An 18,927-nucleotide genomic window follows, 5' to 3' on the forward strand; every position below is an offset into this window, starting at 1 on the left:
TGAAACATAAACTCTCCGGGTATTTTTGCTGCCATCTGCAGCGAAGCAATCTGGAGATGATTATGGAACCCAACAAATTCTTACTGGCATTGCTGGCCACTTCAAGCTTAACCCTCACTGCATGCGGCGGTGGCGGCGGAAGTTCAAGTTCACCGGAAGAGACTCCGCCACCCGCTGGCGATACCAATAACGGCACTGATACCGATAACGGCACTGATACCGATAACGGCACTGATACCGATAACGGCACTGATACCGATAACGACACTGGTACCGATAACGGCGGCGACACTGATAACGGCGGCGACATTGATAACGGCGGCGACACTGATAACGGCGGCGACACTGATAACGGTGGCGAAACTGATAACACGGATGAAACAGATAACGGTGGTAATGCCAACACGCCAACCCTGCTTCAGGATACCAGCTGGAGCGCAGGCCAGGATCGGATATTAGGTCTGAGCTACGGTGGCACAGGAGACAACCCGGTGGTTTCGATGCTGAAAGCAAAGCCGGTCGATGGGCAGGACGGCGACTTATTTACACTTCAGTCTGTGGCTTATCCACAAACCGATTTCAGTGTCACCCGTACTATCGACAACGAGCGTGATCGCCAGGATTATCAAGAATTCGATATTATCAGCAGCAACGGCAAAGACTATGTCATCGCCTGCCAGGACGGCAATAATTCTACCGGTTATGAGCAGTCTACAAAGTTGCATATTTGGGAAAGTTCAGCACCCGATGATGTTGAAACAATTGGGTTAAGTGACATAAATGGCACATTCGAGCTTCGTGGTTGTAACAGCCTGGATGCGCTTTTCACGCAAGGCTCCAGCACCGCGATGGAAGCCAAGGTTTATGTGGTGGGCTACAGCGAAATTAGCAACTCAGGTTTTAGTGGTGATCGTTTAGTGCAGGTGAGCTTAGTGTTTGATACCACCAAAACCATTGATCAAGGTGCCATTTCATTCCTCAGTGGCGAAGGCAGAGCGGCAGCACAAAATCTGTATCAAGCAGGTCCTAACGATAGCATCGATGCAGTGGCCGCCTATGGTAATAACATCTACTTTTTCACCTATCAAGATGACGATGCCTACAACACGCTTTATTACATGAATGGTGCAGCGGCGAATCCAACCACGAAAGTTGTGTCGCAATCCGTTAATGATGTATTTGCCGGTGTGGCTCAACAAATGTCGGTAAAAGATATGACCCTGGTACAGGGCATCAATGATCATGACCTGATTTACCTGGTGTCTGACTCCGATGCACCCGGTATTGCTGTTGCTGGCCATCGCCCATTTGTGGCGGTTCCTGCACGCACGTTGGCTAAAACATCGGATACGCTGGCGCAACGTTGCAGTGATGCGATTACCGCAAATCCAGCTAATGGTTACGGCCAGAAAATGTGGTGTTATGACGCAACGGAAGCCGGGAAAGTGCTTGAATTACAGGCTCCGGTTTATCCTTAACTTTCTGGCTACCACGCAGAGCGTAGGAGCCAAATAGGTTTATCCATAAATAATTAAACAGTGCCGGTCTTTCTGAAAAGAAAGTCCGGTATTTTTATATGTGTTTTACAGCAATGTAAAAAATTATTATCGCTCTCTAATTCCCCTATTTGGGGGGAGTGCGTTTTTCCGACACACCCTAAAATTCCCGGGTAATTTTGCTGCCAATCTGCAGTAACAAAACCTGGAGATCATGATGGAACCGAATAAATTATTGCTGGCATTGCTGGCCACATCAACATTAACCCTTACCGCCTGCGGCGGTGATGGAAGTTCAAACTCACCGGAAGAGGCACCAATTCCCGCAGACAATGCAGTCGATACTGGCGATACCGATAACGGCGGTGATACTGATAACGGCGGTGATACTGATAACGGCGGTGATACTGATAACGGCGGCGATACTGATAACGGCGGTGATACTGATAACGGCGGTGATACTGATAACGGCGATGATACTGATAACGGCGGCGATACTGATAACGGCGATGATACTGATAACGGCGATGATACTGATAACGGCGGCGATACAACGGTTAAAGACACAACTCCTGACGAAATCACAATCGCGGCATTAACCGATGTCTCAACCGAAGATTTTATTGCGTTCGCTCCTGTGACTCTATCTGGCTTTGACGGTGAGTTAACTCTTGCGGTTGAAGAAGGCGCTGCTTTTGCTTTCGCCCGGGAGGTTATTGAAAGACCGACTAAAAACGACTTAAAACTAACAGCATCCGTTAGCGCTGGTGATGAAATTATCTTTTTACACACAACCTCAGAGCAATATGAGACCAGTGTAACAACCACGGCAACCCTCTCTGATGGCGACACCGTTGTTTATCGTTTCAGCTTCACATCAACCACAGAAGCAGCACCAGCCCCACAATGGTCAACCCCGGTTGCGCTAACCGATGGCAGTAACTACAACAGCCTGGAACTGTTCGATGGCGCAGGCAACAAACCCATGATGGTGACCAAAAACCGCTCGGGGCTTTATAGTCGTGAATTTGATGGCAGCAACTGGAGCGATGAGACTCGAATCAGAACATTCGGCACGGTTTATCAATTTGACTGGGACGTCAATAGCAACGGCAAGGCCGTTATGGCCCTGTCAACACAGCCACGCAATCCCAACACCAATTTCATCGACTGTGCATTAACCTACTTGCGATATGATGGTACCCGCTGGGATAGCAACTCGGTTACCACTCGGCTGTTGAGCAACCCCAATAACAACTATTTCTGCGCTAATGTTAGAAATCTCGATATTGCTTTAGCCGGTGATGACAGCCTGCTGATGACCTGGAGTCGCAACGATCTTGGAGGTAATTACTACTATAACTATTGCGAAAGCAATAACCAATGTAATTCGCAGCCACAAAACTCTGCCAGCTCGTTCGGCAGCAGCCGTCGTGTTGCAGCCATTGGCCTTGGTAATGACGACGAAGGGAAGGTGTTAACTCTGGACTCCCAAAACCCTCGAAATGTCTTTGTTTCAGGGTTTAGCACGCAAGCTGGCTTAGGTTCAGCAATAAACATTGCCGCCCCTCAGGGCAACAGCTCAGTAGCGGATATGGCACTGAATGATGCTAAACACAGCTTAGCTGTATTCAATAAAGGCAATGATTTAAAAGCTCGTTTTGATAACGGCAGCAGCTGGTCACAGGCTCACACATTAGGCCAAATAAATTCACCATTTCTGACACTACAAGCCCAACTGAGTGATGGTGCCGATTATGGTTTAACGCTATGGAATGATTACGATAGAACTAACGATCAAGCCTATCTGAGCAGCAATATTTCTGATGCTGGCGTTTTTGAAGCCTCAAGTACGCAGCATCTACCAGAGGGAGAATTTGCTTATAATAAATTTTCCGGCGATATCAATGACAATGGTAAAGCCGTGATTGCCTGGTTTGGTTATTCTTTAGATGCAAACAACAATCGTGAGCCTGTCACCTTGTACAGCCGTATTTACGATGGCAACCGCTGGCTGGATGTTGAAGTAATCGATAACAATATCGACCCCAACGATTTATCACCTTTAAAAGTGGGTGTTTATATCGATAACTCCGACGAGGTGACCTTAGTGTATACCGCAAAGAAGACAGATCAGGATATCCAAACTGAGCCGGCCGCTAAGTTATTTTATAGCCGCTTTAGTACAAACTAAGGGTTTTTAAACGGCCCCATTCAACTGTGCAACCAACTCAGACCGGTTGCGCAGCTTGAGTTTTCGATAAATGCTGGTCAGCTGGTTTTCAACGGTTTTAACCGATATTTCCAGCTGTTCGGCGATCTCATTATTACTTAATAAATTACCAATTAAATAAGCAATCACCAGTTCACGGGCTGACAATACAGAAAGACTTTCTGAATAATCCGCCAGACTGATACGAATAAATGTTTCTGTTTTATCACACTGAAAAAGAATGCCATTCAACGCAAAAAATGGTTGGCCCTGATCAGCCTTTTCAACCACGCTATCCAATAGAATTTGTTGTTTATCCAATATCGCTGCCGCCGTTTTATCACAGTACAGCAAGGTATGATCACGATCGAATAACAATGGGGGTTGCGCCCTGTTATGACTCCCGCCCGACAATACCGCAATCGCCTCATAACGAGAACGAACCCGCAAACGTTTAAAGATATCCGCCATATGTTCGTTAACGGTTTCGACCGACATATCCAACTCATTCGCAATGGTTTTATTGGGTTTTCCTTGTACTAACAGGTGCGCCACCTCGACCTTTCTCTGGGAGAGTATTTCCCATGGGGATTTCTGCTGAATGGTCAGATGAATGTAACCCGATTGGCGATAACCCTGACAAATATAACGGCTATCAAGGTCATTAAACTGAATATCACTGAGATTAAGATTCGCTAAGTCGATATGAATATCGGCCAGGGCTTCATCAAACCCGGCATCGGACTCAATGACTTTACCGTGTTTATCAATCACACCACGCAGAGTATGTGCTGTCTGATGACGCTGAAAGTGATACAGAGTATTTAATCGTTGTGCCTCAACCATATGGGGCACAAACGCCTGTATCAGTTCGCGCTCCTGCGGTGTAAAAGCCGGATGGCGCGCATGACGATTGAGAGAAATGGAAGCAATCATCTGATTATGATCGCTTGGGTATAAGGTCATCACAGAGTGTTCAATGTCGTATTTTTTGCAATGCAATAAATACATATCTGATTTATGCCACTGTGCCTGAGGGATAATATCTTTAACGTCGATCGTCGTACCCAGGTTGGCCATCAGCACCTGATTCAGCTCCAGTGCTTGTTGTAGCACGGTTGGGTGTTTGAGGTAATTTTCCTGCACGCCCTCGGGCAGATGATAGGTGTATGTTTCTTCAGCCGCGTATGGCGTATCCACTTCGCTGCGTGTCATCCAGAATGCCGTATCCAGCGTCATGGTTTGCGTGAGCCGATCCAGCACACCTTGTTTAAACATTGGTTCAGAAACATCGTGGGCCAGTTGGTAAGTATCCTGTACCAGTTGCTTAAAACCTTCTGACTTATGCACGACAAACACGACAATCCCTCACGACCTGACCAGCCCCCAATTTCCCCTATATGAGGGAATAAGGTCACTATCTTACACTACTGAAAATTACTCAATAAGCATGAAGTGCAGTATGTCATTGATGGTTCAGGAAAAAAAACAACAGTCTTTCTCAGTCAATCTGGAAGCACTCTCTGATTTAGCCTATGCCAGCGTCACTCATTCCGCTGGCTTCAACCCTTTTCTCGAAGCATTGCAGCAAGCTTTTAACTGCGCCACTGCCACACTGTCGATTCGCAACACCAGCACCGGGCAAGTGATGGGCGGCTGGTATCAGGATATGCCTCACGATGTGATTGAATATTACATCGCCAATCTCGGCCACAGGGATCCGCTGTTAAAACGTGCCATAGAACAGGAGCACAACGGATTCTGCAGTGCCTTTTACAGCAACGATAATCACCTTGATGACCCTGTTGTGCAGGCATGGTGTGAGCAGGCTGGCCTTGCAGACGGTGCTTGTGCAATTATTCACAAAGATGCGCACTCAATTTTTGCCCTGACACTGGGAAGAGGGGCCGATCATGGTCATTTCCAACCGCAGGAGTTACAACGACTCAACCTGTTAATCAGTGATCTCCGGCGTGCCATTGCATTACGCATGGCGTTTGACCAGACAAAAAGTACGTCTTTATTACAGTCTATTTTCGACAGCCTGAGTTTGCCGTTATTATTTATTAAACAAGGTGGGTACCTGAGCTTTTATAATAAAAAAGCACAACAATGGCTGGATAGTTCCGCTGTTCTTTCCATTAATAGCAGTGGCATTGCTGAATTTTCTGACCACAAAAATAATGCCCGACTCCTGGCTTACAGCTCATCCATTCTGGATAAAAATGACACTGACAGTAAGGTTTTATCGGTTAAAGCGAATGACGAAGGAGCCAGTTTATTATTAACGCCGATCCGCTCTGAAAAAGAATCTGACATGGGCATATTAGTGACGATTTACCCCTGGGATAAAGAGCACGGAATCAGCCCGGAAAGAATTCAAAAGTTTTTTGCTCTGTCGAAAACCGAGTCACAAGTGTGTGATTATTTATGCAGAGGCATGGCTTTGGAAGACATCGCGGAAGAAACCTGTCGTGGGCTTTCCACCATACGCAGTCACCTCAAATCTATTTATCAAAAAACCGCCACCAATCGTCAGGCGGAGCTGGTATCTCATGTGTTAACAACCCTGATGCGCAGCGATTATCTTTAGAACATCCGCAACTTTTTCTGATCAATCATCAATAGGTTGCGAAGCTGTGAGATAACACTTATGTTAATTCATTAATATAAGAATACAGGTGCTGCCCTTGGCTAACGTCATGCACATCGTCCTGAAATTGACAGGCCTGCTCTTACTTGGGTTAGCACCCTTCAGCTGGGGTGAAGGTGAAAGCCAGAGTCTTAATAAGGATATTATTTTTCTGGGAGCCAATGTTCCACCCTTTTCCTGGCGTGAAGACGATGAAATTATCGGTATAAACATCGAAATTGCACAACAGGCTGCACACGCCTCAGGGTTCTCAGCGCACAGTAAAATTGTGCCGTTAAAACGCGCCTTTCAAATTATCGAAACACACCAGAATCACTTTTTGGTTGGTCTGGCGAGAACTCCGGAGCGCGAGCGACATTTCAAATGGGTCAAACCATTAATTACAACCCGAATTGGCATGTTACGTTGGCAGCCCGACCCAATATCAGCCAATGATATACGTGCAGAAGTCTGCGCCCATTATGGCACTCCCATGGAGCACTGGCTAAAAACCCATAACCACCCGGATTATATTATTGTTAATGATGAAGAAGCCTGCTTCCAACTGCTGACGAATGGTTTAGTGAAATACTGGTTTACCGAAATGCATTTAGCTCAGTATCTCATCAAGCAAAAAGAATTAGACACAAACAACTTAATTGAAGAAAAGATCATCATGAGCCCCCAACTGTTTCTGGCAACGTCGTTAAACACATCAGACACAGTTATTAACCCAATAAAGAATCAGCTTGGTATAATGAAAGAGAAAGGAATATTCGAAAAAATTATTAACAGATACATTAAAAATTATTAGAAAGCCCTTAATTTGCCATCCAATACAGTAAAAACACCACCAGATAACGCCCTGATTTTGATATAAAAATCAGCGTACATACTCTCTTCCACGGCGCTTTTAATACTCCGGCCAGCAAAGTTAACGGATCTCCCACCACCGGCATCCAGGCCAACAACAAGCTCCATACACCATAACGCTGGAACCAGCTTTCAGCTTTTTGCCAACCGGCACCCTGCAACTTATTTTTCTTATGCAACCACTCATGTGCCCAATAACCCAGGGCATAGTTCAGGTAACTGCCTAACGTATTGCCAGCCGTGGCAAACACAATGGTATAAAGGGGTGAAAACCCTTGTGACAGCATCAATAACAACAACCACTCAGAGCCCAGTGGTAACAAAGAAGCCGCTATAAAAGAAAGAAAAAACAGTGCGGCATAACCCGGTTCCAGCCATTCCATTTATTCAGAAACTTCCAGGTTTTCAGTTGGCCTGTTAACACTAATTTCAAGCTCTGCCCGCTCTGCTTTAGAAATATAACGTGGCTTATTGGAGTTCTTCGGAGCCTCGCGCTTCTGAGTTTTCTTCAGTTTTTTGGTGAGGATAGTTTTGATCTTTTTCTTGCGGTTCATGGCGGTGCCTCTCGATGACAGCCGCCATTGTAAGACATGTATCGCCGACTTAAGAGCACAAAAAAGCGGACTGTGAAAAAGTCCGCTTTTTTGCCTAGGGCCTGGTGGGCAGGTATCAATTACCTCAGATATCCACCACATCAAATGGCACAACCGGATTCACATCCGCATCGTAGTCGATACCCTCAACACCAAAGCCAAATAGCTTCAGGAACTCGTCTTTGTATTCCTGATAATCGGTTAAGTCGCGCAGATTGTCGTCGGTCAGGGTTGGCCACAAAGCCTTGCAGTGGGCCTGAACATCTTCACGTAATTCCCAGTCATCCAGGCGCAGGCGGTTGTTGTTGTCGACTTCGGGAGCTGCACCGTCACTGCGGTATAAACGCTCGCGGAACATGCGGTTGATCTGCTCGATACAACCTTCGTGAATGCCCAGCTCGCGCATTTTTTTAAACGACATGGCGATGTACAACGGCATCACCGGGATTGCCGAGCTGGCCTGGGTCACAACACTCTTCAGTACTGCGACGTTGGAAGAGCCACCGATCTTTTTCATTTCGGCATCAATCGCATGTGCGGCGCGATCCAAATCTTTTTTCGCTTCACCTAATGCACCGTTCCAATAAATCGGCCAGGTGATTTCGGTACCGATATAGCTGTAAGCCACGGTTTTACAGCCTTCTGCCAAAACGCCTGCTTCGGACAAGGCTGACATCCACAGTTCCCAATCCTGTCCACCCATGACGGTCACAGTGTCAGCAATTTCCTGCTCGGAAGCGGGTTCAACTTCCGCTTCAAACAAAGTGTCTTTGTTGGTATCGACTGCAGTCGCTTTGTACACCTCACCCATGGGTTTCAGTGCCGAGCGAATCACTTCACCGGAGTCTGGCAGCTTGCGCACCGGTGAAGCCAGGGAATACACCACCATATCCACTTGGCCTAAGTCTTCCTTAATCAGCTCAATGGTTTTGGCTTTGGCTTCATGACTGAAAGCATCACCGTTTAAGCTCTTTGCGTACAAACCCGCCTCGTGCGCCAGCTTGTCGAACGCGGCGGAATTGTGCCAACCCGCAGTACCGGCTTTTTTCTCAGTGGCTGGTTTTTCAAAGAACACACCAATAGTGGCAGCGCCAGAACCAAATGCCGCAGTAATACGAGACGCCAGGCCATAACCACTGGAAGAACCAATCACCAGCACCTTTTTCGGGCCATTGCTGACCTCGCCCTGAGCTTTGGTGATATTGATCTGTTCCTGAACATTGGCTTCACAGCCCACAGGGTGAGTGGTGGTGCAAATAAAACCGCGAATCTTGGGCTTAATAATCATGGAATGTCCTTCAATACAGATAGCCAGGCATCAGATTAACGTCCAGCTATGACAGTTTTTCATTAATTAGCCCAGCTTATAGCAGACGTTCGCCAACGAGAAGCTTAAAGGACCCACTCCAAACAACTGTGCCTGCGACTCAAAAGCCTGTCCAAAACCCACCTAAATTGTCAGCTTTGTCTTGCCCTATCGACAAACCCATCTATAGTTTTTTGAGTCAAATAATGAAATTCACGGCAGATGTATCGCACCGGGAAGTGCTCAGGACTCCGCTATTCAGCCAACTCCCTTCCCCCTGTGTTAACGCAACCTGCCGTAACCCATGAGACTCAGCTATGTTAAAAAACAAAGTCATTGCCCTGTTCAGCGGCATCATCGTTGCCATGTTAGTGGCGGTCTGGGCTTCCCAGCAGGCCGCTAACTCCGCTCATGAGCTGGCACTCAGCGCCAAGCAGCGCTACCTGTCATTCCAGTTGGCGGATGAGTTCCGGCACTCATCCATGAACCTGACCCGTTTGGCCCGAACCTATGTGTCGACCGGCGAAGATACTTACCGACGTCAGTATTGGGACATTGTTAAATGGCGTAATGGCGAAATTCCACGCCCTAACAGCGTCAATAAAGACTTGTACCCGGGCGAGTCACGCAAGCAACGCGATATCATGCAGGAGCTGGGTTTCAGTGAAAAAGAATTTTCCCTGTTACAACAAGCCAGTAATAACTCCGATGCTTTAATTGCCACCGAAAGCCAGGCCATGGCCATTGTTGAACAACAACAGATGGTGAAAGGCCCGTTCCAACCTCAAGCGGGCGAGAACCTGAATGCATTTGCCTTACGTATCCTGTTTGACGCCAACTATCACAACGAAGTCAATAAAATCATGACCCCGGTGAATCAGTTTTTTGCCGCACTGGATCTGCGTACTGGCAATGAAGTAACAGCCGCTGAAGATGCCGCCCAACGTTGGGCAAGCATTGCTACCAGCCTGCAACTATTGGTTGCGATTGCCACGGCCATTGCCGCCTTTATGGCACTGAATGTTATTTTCACCCCACTGCAAACCGTGGTCGATGCCATGCGTGACCTGGGCCGTGGTGATGGCAGCCTTAATAGCCGCTTGAAAGCCGAAGGCAATAACGAAATTGCCAGCCTGGCGAAAGGCTTTAACCGCTTTGCGGAAAACATTTATCAGCTCGTGGTTAAAGTACGTCATACCAGTGAAGGGGTTAAAAGTACTTCCGATACCATGACCGCGATGACCAGCCAGACTCAGGGGGCCATCCAGGACCAACAACGCATTCTGTCGGGCTCTGCTGAATCCATGGCGAGTCTGGTCAGCATTTCACAAGATGTGGCTGGCAATGCTTCCAGTGCCGCCGAAGCCACCACCGATGCCGATCAGAAATCTAAACAAGGGCTGGACGTGGTACAAAGTGCTATCGCAGGTATTGATAAACTGTCGCAGGATATTGAGCAGGCCTCTCAGGCAATCCGCACGGTTGAAAACGACTCCAATACCATTGCCACCATTCTTGATGTGATTCGTGGCATTGCCGACCAAACCAACTTGCTGGCATTAAACGCTGCGATCGAGGCAGCTCGTGCCGGTGAACAAGGCCGTGGCTTTGCGGTAGTGGCCGATGAAGTTCGCTCTCTGGCGTCCAAAACCCAGGAATCCACCACCGAAATTCAAACCATGATTGAGCGCTTACAGTCTGGTGCCATCTCGGCGGTAAACACCATGCAATCCAGCACAGAGCAGGCAACCGTGTGTGTGAGCAAAGCACGTGAAGCGGGCGAGGCATTAAATAGCATCTCCGCTTCTGTGGGTGATATCAATCGTATGAACTCCGATATCGCCAATGCGGGTCATCAGCAAATGGATATTATCGAAGGCATCAATCAACAACTGCAGCAAGTAGTGAGTCAGGCGGAAAATATCCAGACCCACGCTCAGCAAGTCAGCAGCAATGCCGACAGCATCAGCCACCAGAGCCATACCCTGTATGACCAGGTTGGCCAATTCCGTACCGATTAATCACCTGCTCGAGGTAATGGCCAGTAAAGACAACTGACTGGCCATTACAGACCACACAGTCATTTCAACCGACCCGTAAACTCTCTCCAATAGCACTGACAGAGAGTTACTGACCCAATGACATACCGTATTGTTTTAACCGGCCTGTGTGCCGCCGCATTAGCTGCCTGCAGCAACTCCGATCCGGACTTGGATCACTTATTATCCAGCCAAGCCAGCACAACCACCCAACAAGCTAATCGTGCCGTTTCTGAACAATTACCTTTTCAGGATCTGACCGACTTTGAGCAAGCCAATAAAGGACTGATTGCCCGGCCGGATGCGTTAGAGGTGATCAGCGAGCGTGGCGAGTTGTTATGGCGCATGGCCGATTATGCGTTTCTCGATGGTGAGGCCGCCGATACCGTCAATCCCAGTTTGTGGCGCCAGGCACAGTTAAATGCCATTCATGGCTTGTTTGAGGTCAGCCCCGGCATTTATCAGCTACGTGGTTTTGATATCTCCAATATGACATTAATCGAAGGTGAGCATGGCTGGATTGTGGTCGACCCACTCACCGCCAAAGAAAGCGCCAAAGTAGCCATCGATTTTGCCATGCAACATCTGCCACAAAAGCCCATCTCCGCCATTATTTTTACCCACAGCCATATTGATCATTTTGGAGGTGTGCTGGGCCTGAACGACTATCTGGCCGATGATATTCCTATTGTCGCCCCTCACGGTTTTCTCGAAGAAGCCACCAGTGAAAACATCATTGCCGGAACTGCCATGAGCCGCCGCGCAACGTATATGTATGGCCGAGGGCTGGAACGTAACGCCAGTGGCCATGTGGGCTCAGGGCTGGGGAAAGGCGCGGCATTTGGTACTTTCGGCGTTCTTGAACCTAACACCCTGATCAGTGAAACCGGCAGTCAGCACACTATCGATGGTGTACCGTTTGTATTCCAGTACACGCCGGAATCCGAAGCCCCGGCAGAGATGACGTTTTACCTGCCGGAGCACAAAGCATTTTGTGGCGCTGAGCTGGTATCACGCACCATGCACAACCTCTACACCTTACGCGGCACCAAGGTACGTGACGCGCGTAAATGGAGCGCTTATATCAACGAGGCCAAAGAGTTGTTTGCTGATGCCAATATCTATTTTGGCAGCCACCATTGGCCTATCTGGGGACAACAACAGATTCAAACCTTCCTGACTCAGCAGCGTGATACTTATAAGTACATTCATGATCAAACGGTACGCCACCTGAATAACGGCCTGGTCAGTGATGAAATCGCTGAAACTATTCAGTTACCGGAATCATTAGCCAACACCTTTTCCAGCCGTGGTTATTACGGCAGCCTGAAACACAACAGCCGCGCCGTGTATCAGGCTTACATGGGTTGGTACGATGGCAACCCCGCCCACCTTGATCCGCTGCCCGCCAGCCAAACAGCCAGCCGTTATGTAGCATTAGCCGGTGGTGCAGATACGTTATTACAGCAAACCCAAACGGCGTTCGATCAGGGCGACTATCGCTGGGCCGCCGAGTTATTAAATCATCTGGTTTTTGCTGAGCCCGATAATCAGACAGCACGCAATTTATTAGCTGACTCCTATGAACAACTGGGGTTTCAGGCTGAATCCGGCCCCTGGCGGGATGTGTATTTATCCGCTGCGAAAGAGCTGCGCGATGGCAAAGCGAATAACGGCATTGATATTCGCCAGATGAAAGACGTGCTGATGCAATCACCCGTGAGTAACTTCTTTGATTCGATGTCGGTACGATTAAAAGCAGAAGAGGTAGATGACGATCAGGCCGCCATGGCGATTCATATCAGCGATAAAAACGAGCAGTATTTTTTATGGATCGAAAACTCAGTATTGCACCATCGTCCACTGCGGGCTAACGATGAGTTTGCCGCCCGTTTGACCATCAGCCATGAGTTGTTTGTTGATATGTTGCTGGGCAATGCTGGCCTCAAAGACACACTATTTTCCGATGCCTTGTCGGTGGATGGCAGCTTGCTGGAACTGGTTGGCTTCTTCAGTTTATTTGAACAGCCGGATGCCAACTTTAACATCGTGACGCCCTAGCACCTTAATAGATAGTCGTGAGTGCTGAGCATCATATGTCTTGAGTGCTAAGTACTATGATGATGCTTCTGACGATACTGGGCTGGGGTTAACCCGGTCCAGCGCTGAAATGCCCGGCTGAAGTTACTGCTGTCACTAAAACCAATGCGATACGCCACTTCGTTCACCGGCAATGCCTGAGTTAATAATCGTTGGGCTAATTGCTGGCGAACCTGCTGCAGGCATTCACGGAAGCTGGTGTGTTCCTCACTGAGGTAACGCCGCAACGAACGTTCACTGACCTCAAACTGCCGCGCCACCTCAGTGAGTGTTGGTTCGCCTTGTTCAAGGTTCACAAGAAGGTGTTGCTCCACCCGGCTGCGCCAGCTGTCCAACTGCAATTCCGCCAGATATTGCTTAACAACCGATTCGTTAACCTGGCGTAACTCCCGATTGCCCATCACTTTAGCCAGGCCCAGTTGCTGACGGGAAAACCACAAGCAATGGCGAGTGCTAGCAAACCTGATATCCGCAGAAAATATCTGTTGCCAGGGCTGGGCATTCACCGGGACGCTACGCATCAGCTCTGCCGCAACAATCAGCTGCCGCGACTCAGAATCCGTCAGCTGATTGGCCAGGTGATAGATCACCGCAAAAAACGCTTCGATCGCCAGAGGACTAACCTCAACTTCCGCCAGTGGCTCAACACAGAAGCCAATGCGATCCGGCTCATACAACAAACGTACCCGTACAGTGTTAGAAACCAGGGTGTAATACTCAGCCAGTTTTTGCAGTGCCTGCAACATATCATCACAGGTCATTACCACCAGTCCCAAGGCACGGAAATGGGTTGGCATCGCACACGCCGCGACACTCAGGCCAAAAGCCGAATCACCGGTTTGCTGTTCACTCAGGTGCCATAAACGCGTCATACAGCGAATATCAACACGCCCATCCGGATCATGCTGCAATGCCTGATAATCGATGCCAGCCTGTTGTAACAGGGCTGTTGGCTCAATGCCACGCTGTTGCAATGCTTTTGCAATCGCCAGAGGCCAGGCTGAAATGGTGGTATAGGACGGCAGGGTCATTGGCGAATGGCTTATCAATGTCAACGGTGACTCTTGATAGTAACGGAAAAGCCCCGTGGTTTCCTGTGATGCGTTTTCACAGTAAACCACGAGGCTTTAATGATTCAGAAGAATCGGGAGGGAGATTTAGTTACCCCAGTACCAACGCTGGTTTGCACCACCGTGGTGGCTCCATTGTCCAACCTGAGCACCAGATTCCGTTCCAAACGCGTCCAGTGCAAAGTTATGGTTATGACGATTACGAATGGTCTGGCCCACCCAATCAAAACGCAGATTATTGCTATCAACACAGTCCCAGATCACAATTTCACCACCGTCATGCTGATGACCACGATTATCCAGACATTTACCTAATGCACTGCGTAAGTAACCATTGGCGCTGTCGTACACCCATTTTTGCGCATTATCGCCATTACAGGTCCAGAGGCGCACATTGGTACCGTTTGTCGCGTTGCCCCATTCCACATCCAGGCATAAGTTGCTGCGTGCATCACGCAACTCACGGAACAGCCCCTGCCCTTGTGGCACCTGCCAGTTACCTTCGTATAAACGATCGTTATAGTTCAGCCAAACATGGGTATTACCGCCTTTAGCGGCTTTTAAGGCTTCATTATCACCAGCACTGGTTGGTACCGAGAAAGTATAGTTACCTGCCAACGCCGCACAGGCTGCGGTGCCTTCAGTCCAGGCTCCGGTAGTGGTACTCAGGCTCCAGGAGCCATCGTCCTGGCTTTCGCAGGCAAAGTGATACTGATTGCCACAGTTGTCGTCATCCCAACGGCCATTTTCCCATTGCACGGCACAATCCTGATCGCCACCCTGATTATTCGGCTCATTGCGATCCCACGACCAGACAGCAGCTTCCAGGCGTCCATCGTCATGGGTAATGTCATCCAGATTCACCAGATTACGACCCGCTTTAAATTCGCGCTCGATGTCAGCCGCTTCCAAACGACTCACGGCGGTACCGTTAAAAAACGCCCCAATGGCGCCAATGCCAGTGCGATCTTCCCAGATACGGCTGATATCACCCAAACCACTGAAGGCCACACCTGCCATGGTGCTGTCGCTGGAGCAACCTTTGTCTTTCCACAACACAACCTGCTTACCGGACATCAGCACATCGGCTTTGCTCAGGTCGGACGGCACACTTTTACAACCACCCGAGGCATAAAATTTATTCCCTAACTTGCTGTTCAGGGTATTCCATAAACGCGTATGTTCACCGTCTACGTGGTCTTCGATGTACAGAATAATCACTTCGGCCGGGTTTTCATCCAGCCAGCGACGAACTTCTTCCAGGCCATCACTCAAACGGCGATCCGCCAGGCTACAACCAACGTGCACATCACCAAAGTTCTGCCCAATACCGGAATGGCACAACAAAATATCATTGCCCCAATCAAAACCGTCGATTTTATACGTCCAGTGCGCATCCAGCTCCAGGAAGCGTGCACCTAAACGCAGCTGATCATAAATGGAGTGTTTTTGTTGCGGATCTATGTAACGCAGCGCGGTGCGATATTCTTCAGAGTTATAGGTGTTATGGGACCCCAGAATACTGCTTTGACTCATCGGCTCATTGAGGTCTAACTGACGTTGCATCGCCAGTGCTTTGCCGGCCCAGCCGTTTTGGAAGTCGGCAATCGGATCGGACTCCGGTGACGAGCTCATGGCCGCCGTTGTTGCCGCAACGGTCATTCCCATTGCCGCGTAAAGGATAGTTTTGATGCTCATGAAGTATTCCTGAAGACAGTAAGACAATGCACGTCTGATTCATAATGATCAGATTTTTTATTAGTACGCTTGTTTTATTACAGGTTAACGTCAGAGCGTTAGGACAATACAGGCCGATCAGATTGCGACCTGCATTCATGCAAAATTATTAACTGAAAGGACTGACGTTAGGTGCGCCCTATCAGCCCTCGTCTTTTAGCCTTCTTCTTTCAATAAGCCGGAAGAATCCTGCAACCATTGTTGTAGGGCCGGCTGTTGATAAGCCCGGGTTAATGTCTGAATGCCGTCATTCGGGGTGCGGCGATAGGTGAACAACAAAAATTCATGCACTTCGGCACGCAAAAGCTGCTGCCAATCCTGAGGAGGTTGCCAATCTTTCAGAACCTGCTGCAACTGTGCATAAACAGACGCACGGGTCTGTAATATCAGATCTGAAAAATGCATCGCGCGATCTAAATCGACAATCGTTTTCAGACGACCCGACGACGGTGGCTGCGCTCTGAGCTTTTCAACATAGGCGAGAAATTCAGGAGAATTCTGATGATCAACCGCTTGGTTTTCTTTTGTTCTCGCCTGACGCATGACCTTGCTGTTCAGCGTCGAGAATAACTGCTGCAACTGTTGTTCAGTCAGGCTTTCGAGCGGTTGCTTAAGACGAGCAGTTAATGATTGTGGTGACCACAGCTGAGCAACCCGGCCAGCAACCTGATACTGAAAGCCCAAAGCCGCTTGTTGGTTATTTAATTCACGTTGCGCCAAATGGCGGGCTTGCAGACTCAGCCCTGTCAGTCCGGATAAGCGAATGATCTCATTCAGCCGTTCGGCACGAGCCAGGGTTTCAGCAGCCGGAGTTTCAGCAGTCGACGCACTGACACTGGCGGCTTCAACCAATGCCGGCTGTGCCATCAGGTTGGCTGAAGTAACGGCCATCCCAACACATATCAAGAACAGGCGAATCATGCTTTAACGTCTCCGGCAGCCGCGTCGTCAAACACCGCTTTATCCAATGCCCCCTCACTGTGTGCCACCGTCACGGATACCATGGCGTCACCGGTGACATTCACCGCGGTACGAATCATATCGAGAATACGGTCGACACCAATAATCAGGGCAATACCTTCCACCGGCAGGCCCACTTGTTGTAACACCAGAGCCAATGTCACCAGCCCCACACCCGGAACACCGGCCGTACCAATAGACGCCAGCATCGCAGTGACAATGACCAGCAAGTAGTCTGTCAGAGCCAGATCCAGCGCAAAGGCCTGAGCAATAAAGACCGTCGCAACCCCCTGCATAATCGCCGTACCGTCCATATTGATGGTGGCCCCTAATGGCACGGCAAAGGAGGCAACACGGTTGTCTGCACCCAATCGTTGTTCAACGGTTCGCAATGTGATCGGCAACGTGGCATTACTGGAGGCGGTACTGAAGGCAAATAACTGGGTATTACGCATTTTTTTCAGGAAAGTCAGCGGCGACAGACCCGTCAGGGTTTTCAGAATCAACGGATACACTACAAAGGCATGCACCGCCAGAGCACTCACCACTGTCAGCATGTAAATGGCTAAGTCGCCAATGGTGCCCAGACCTTGTTTGGCAAACAGGCTGAATAACAACGCAAACACACCATAAGGCGCCAGTGACATCAGTAAAGTCACCAGCTTCATCAATACTTCGTTCCAGTCATTAAAGGTAGCGCCAATGCGATCACCGGCGGTACCGGCACGACCAATCGCCAAACCAATCAATACTGCAAACACAATTACCTGCAGCATTTTACCTTCAGCCATGGCGGCAATCGGATTGGTCGGGAAGATATTGATAAACACCTGCTTCAGCGATGTTTCAGCCGGGGCCTTATAGCTGGCTTCGGTTTGTAATGATACGCCCGAACCCGGCTCAAACAGGGTCGCCAGAAATAGCGCCAGGGAAATGGCTAAGCCGGTTGTAATAATATACAAGCCAATGGTTTTTAGGCTGAGTAAACCGAGGCTGCTTTGGTCTTTCAGGTGGCAAACACCACACACCAGAGATACAAAAACCAGCGGCACCACCAGCACTTTTAAGCTGGCAACAAAAATTTTGCCAATGACAAAAAACAGGCCGTTGGCCAGCACATCATCCAGCAGGTAGCGCAGTGTGCTGTTCAGTGTGTCGTCGGATAGCAAAACCTGAGTGATACTGCCAAGCACCACCGCCAATGCCATGGCAATCAGAATTCGTTTAGTCAGATTCATCTCAGGTTCCTTGTTGTTTTCTTAATTCTGATACAGAGTTGATCACAGATGATATTTTTTACCGCCGCCCCGAAGGCACTTCATTAGGTACATCCATGTACCTACCCCTTCGGGCAGCTACGCTGTGCAAAATATGCATCCTGCATTTTGTCCATGTGTCTGCCGGGCGGTCGCAACATCCTGTTGCTGCTCTCAAAAACATCACCTGTAATCACCCTGTCATGCATCGATGAAGATGCTTACTTGCATGTTACTTTTTCTTTTTCGGCTTCAGGTACTTAACAATGCCCTGGAACCACATAACCAGAGAGAAGTCTCCGGAAATCACAATGTTTTTATCCTGAATGCCTTTCATAAACGCATTTTTATCTTTGGCCGTCATGATGCCCAGGCCGGTTTCAGCATCTTTAAAGCTGATGGTAAAAGCTGGTTCAACGTGTGCTTTGCCTTTGGATTTCACTTTTTGATCTTTAATCACGTAATGACGAACAATACCGCCATCCTGTGTCTGAATCTGAAACGCAAAATCTTTGCCTTCCAGTTGCTTCTGAAAATCCGGGTTGTTCTTAGCGCCTTTTTTCATCATCAGGCCAAGGGCCCATAATAATAAGCGGAATTTAATCATGGTTATGATCCTTAATTACTTGAGTCATACGTCATTGGGTGTTGTC

Annotated in this window: 15 protein-coding genes; 6 read left to right on the top strand and 9 right to left on the bottom strand. The window is 48.6% G+C overall.

Annotated elements, in window-relative coordinates:
• Positions 1–62 precede the first annotated feature (62 nt).
• Together KFF03_RS15755 and KFF03_RS15760 are read left to right on the top strand one after the other, a co-directional pair.
• Complete coding sequence (locus tag KFF03_RS15755; protein ID WP_255857873.1) at positions 63–1,478, top strand: hypothetical protein; 1,416 nt, start codon at positions 63–65, stop codon at positions 1,476–1,478.
• Between the two features lie 232 nt (positions 1,479–1,710).
• On the top strand, positions 1,711–3,690 hold the full coding sequence (locus tag KFF03_RS15760; RefSeq protein WP_255857874.1) for a hypothetical protein: 1,980 nt from the start codon (positions 1,711–1,713) through the stop codon (positions 3,688–3,690).
• 6 nt (positions 3,691–3,696) lie between these two features.
• Here KFF03_RS15760 and KFF03_RS15765 read toward each other — a convergent pair whose 3' ends face one another.
• On the bottom strand, positions 3,697–5,067 hold the full coding sequence (locus KFF03_RS15765; RefSeq protein ID WP_255857875.1) for a response regulator transcription factor: 1,371 nt from the start codon (positions 5,065–5,067) through the stop codon (positions 3,697–3,699).
• A gap of 103 nt (positions 5,068–5,170) precedes the next feature.
• Here KFF03_RS15765 and KFF03_RS15770 point away from each other — a divergent pair, with 103 nt between their 5' ends.
• Both KFF03_RS15770 and KFF03_RS15775 read left to right on the top strand, forming a co-directional pair.
• On the top strand, positions 5,171–6,301 hold the full coding sequence (locus tag KFF03_RS15770) for a helix-turn-helix transcriptional regulator (RefSeq protein ID WP_255857876.1): 1,131 nt from the start codon (positions 5,171–5,173) through the stop codon (positions 6,299–6,301).
• Between the two features lie 97 nt (positions 6,302–6,398).
• Complete coding sequence (locus tag KFF03_RS15775; RefSeq protein WP_255857878.1) at positions 6,399–7,154, top strand: ABC transporter substrate-binding protein; 756 nt, start codon at positions 6,399–6,401, stop codon at positions 7,152–7,154.
• 7 nt (positions 7,155–7,161) lie between these two features.
• Here the strand turns inward: KFF03_RS15775 and KFF03_RS15780 are convergent, their stop codons facing one another.
• The 3 genes from KFF03_RS15780 to fabV all read right to left on the bottom strand — a co-directional run bounded on the left by KFF03_RS15780 (position 7,162) and on the right by fabV (position 9,094).
• Positions 7,162–7,596: a YqaA family protein gene (locus KFF03_RS15780; RefSeq protein WP_255857879.1), complete on the bottom strand. Its 435-nt coding sequence runs from the start codon at positions 7,594–7,596 to the stop codon at positions 7,162–7,164.
• Entirely contained in the window at positions 7,597–7,767 is a 171-nt protein-coding gene (locus KFF03_RS15785) for a DUF2986 domain-containing protein (RefSeq protein ID WP_255857880.1), read from the bottom strand.
• A gap of 124 nt (positions 7,768–7,891) precedes the next feature.
• Positions 7,892–9,094 carry an enoyl-ACP reductase FabV gene (gene fabV / locus KFF03_RS15790; RefSeq protein WP_255857881.1) on the bottom strand — a complete coding sequence of 401 codons (1,203 nt, stop codon included), beginning with the start codon at positions 9,092–9,094 and terminating at the stop codon, positions 7,892–7,894.
• A gap of 335 nt (positions 9,095–9,429) precedes the next feature.
• On the opposite strand from fabV, the gene KFF03_RS15795 reads away from it, so the two are divergent.
• Positions 9,430–11,133, top strand: a complete 1,704-nt coding sequence (locus tag KFF03_RS15795; protein ID WP_255857882.1) for a methyl-accepting chemotaxis protein — start codon at positions 9,430–9,432, stop codon at positions 11,131–11,133.
• Between the two features lie 117 nt (positions 11,134–11,250).
• Positions 11,251–13,212, top strand: coding sequence for an alkyl/aryl-sulfatase (locus tag KFF03_RS15800; protein ID WP_255857883.1), 1,962 nt, complete (start codon positions 11,251–11,253; stop codon positions 13,210–13,212).
• 47 nt (positions 13,213–13,259) lie between these two features.
• On the opposite strand, the gene KFF03_RS15805 is transcribed toward KFF03_RS15800, so the two are convergent.
• From KFF03_RS15805 to KFF03_RS15825, 5 genes are all read right to left on the bottom strand, one after another.
• The gene (locus KFF03_RS15805) at positions 13,260–14,282 is read right to left on the bottom strand and encodes an AraC family transcriptional regulator (RefSeq protein ID WP_255857884.1); all 1,023 of its coding nucleotides are present in this window, start codon (positions 14,280–14,282) and stop codon (positions 13,260–13,262) included.
• 126 nt (positions 14,283–14,408) lie between these two features.
• Entirely contained in the window at positions 14,409–16,019 is a 1,611-nt protein-coding gene (locus KFF03_RS15810) for a phosphatidylinositol-specific phospholipase C domain-containing protein (protein ID WP_255857885.1), read from the bottom strand.
• A 195-nt stretch (positions 16,020–16,214) separates the two neighbouring features.
• A complete protein-coding gene (locus tag KFF03_RS15815; RefSeq protein ID WP_255857886.1) occupies positions 16,215–16,979 on the bottom strand; it encodes a hypothetical protein in 765 nt (254 codons plus the stop codon).
• Entirely contained in the window at positions 16,976–18,256 is a 1,281-nt protein-coding gene (locus KFF03_RS15820) for a dicarboxylate/amino acid:cation symporter (RefSeq protein ID WP_255857888.1), read from the bottom strand. Before KFF03_RS15820 ends, KFF03_RS15815 begins: the two co-directional genes overlap by 4 nt.
• Before the next feature lie 250 nt (positions 18,257–18,506).
• A complete protein-coding gene (locus KFF03_RS15825; RefSeq protein WP_255857890.1) occupies positions 18,507–18,881 on the bottom strand; it encodes a helicase in 375 nt (124 codons plus the stop codon).
• Between the last annotated feature and the right edge of the window lie 46 nt (positions 18,882–18,927).

Source organism: Bacterioplanoides sp. SCSIO 12839, assembly GCF_024397975.1.
Lineage (GTDB): Bacteria > Pseudomonadota > Gammaproteobacteria > Pseudomonadales > Oceanobacteraceae > Bacterioplanoides.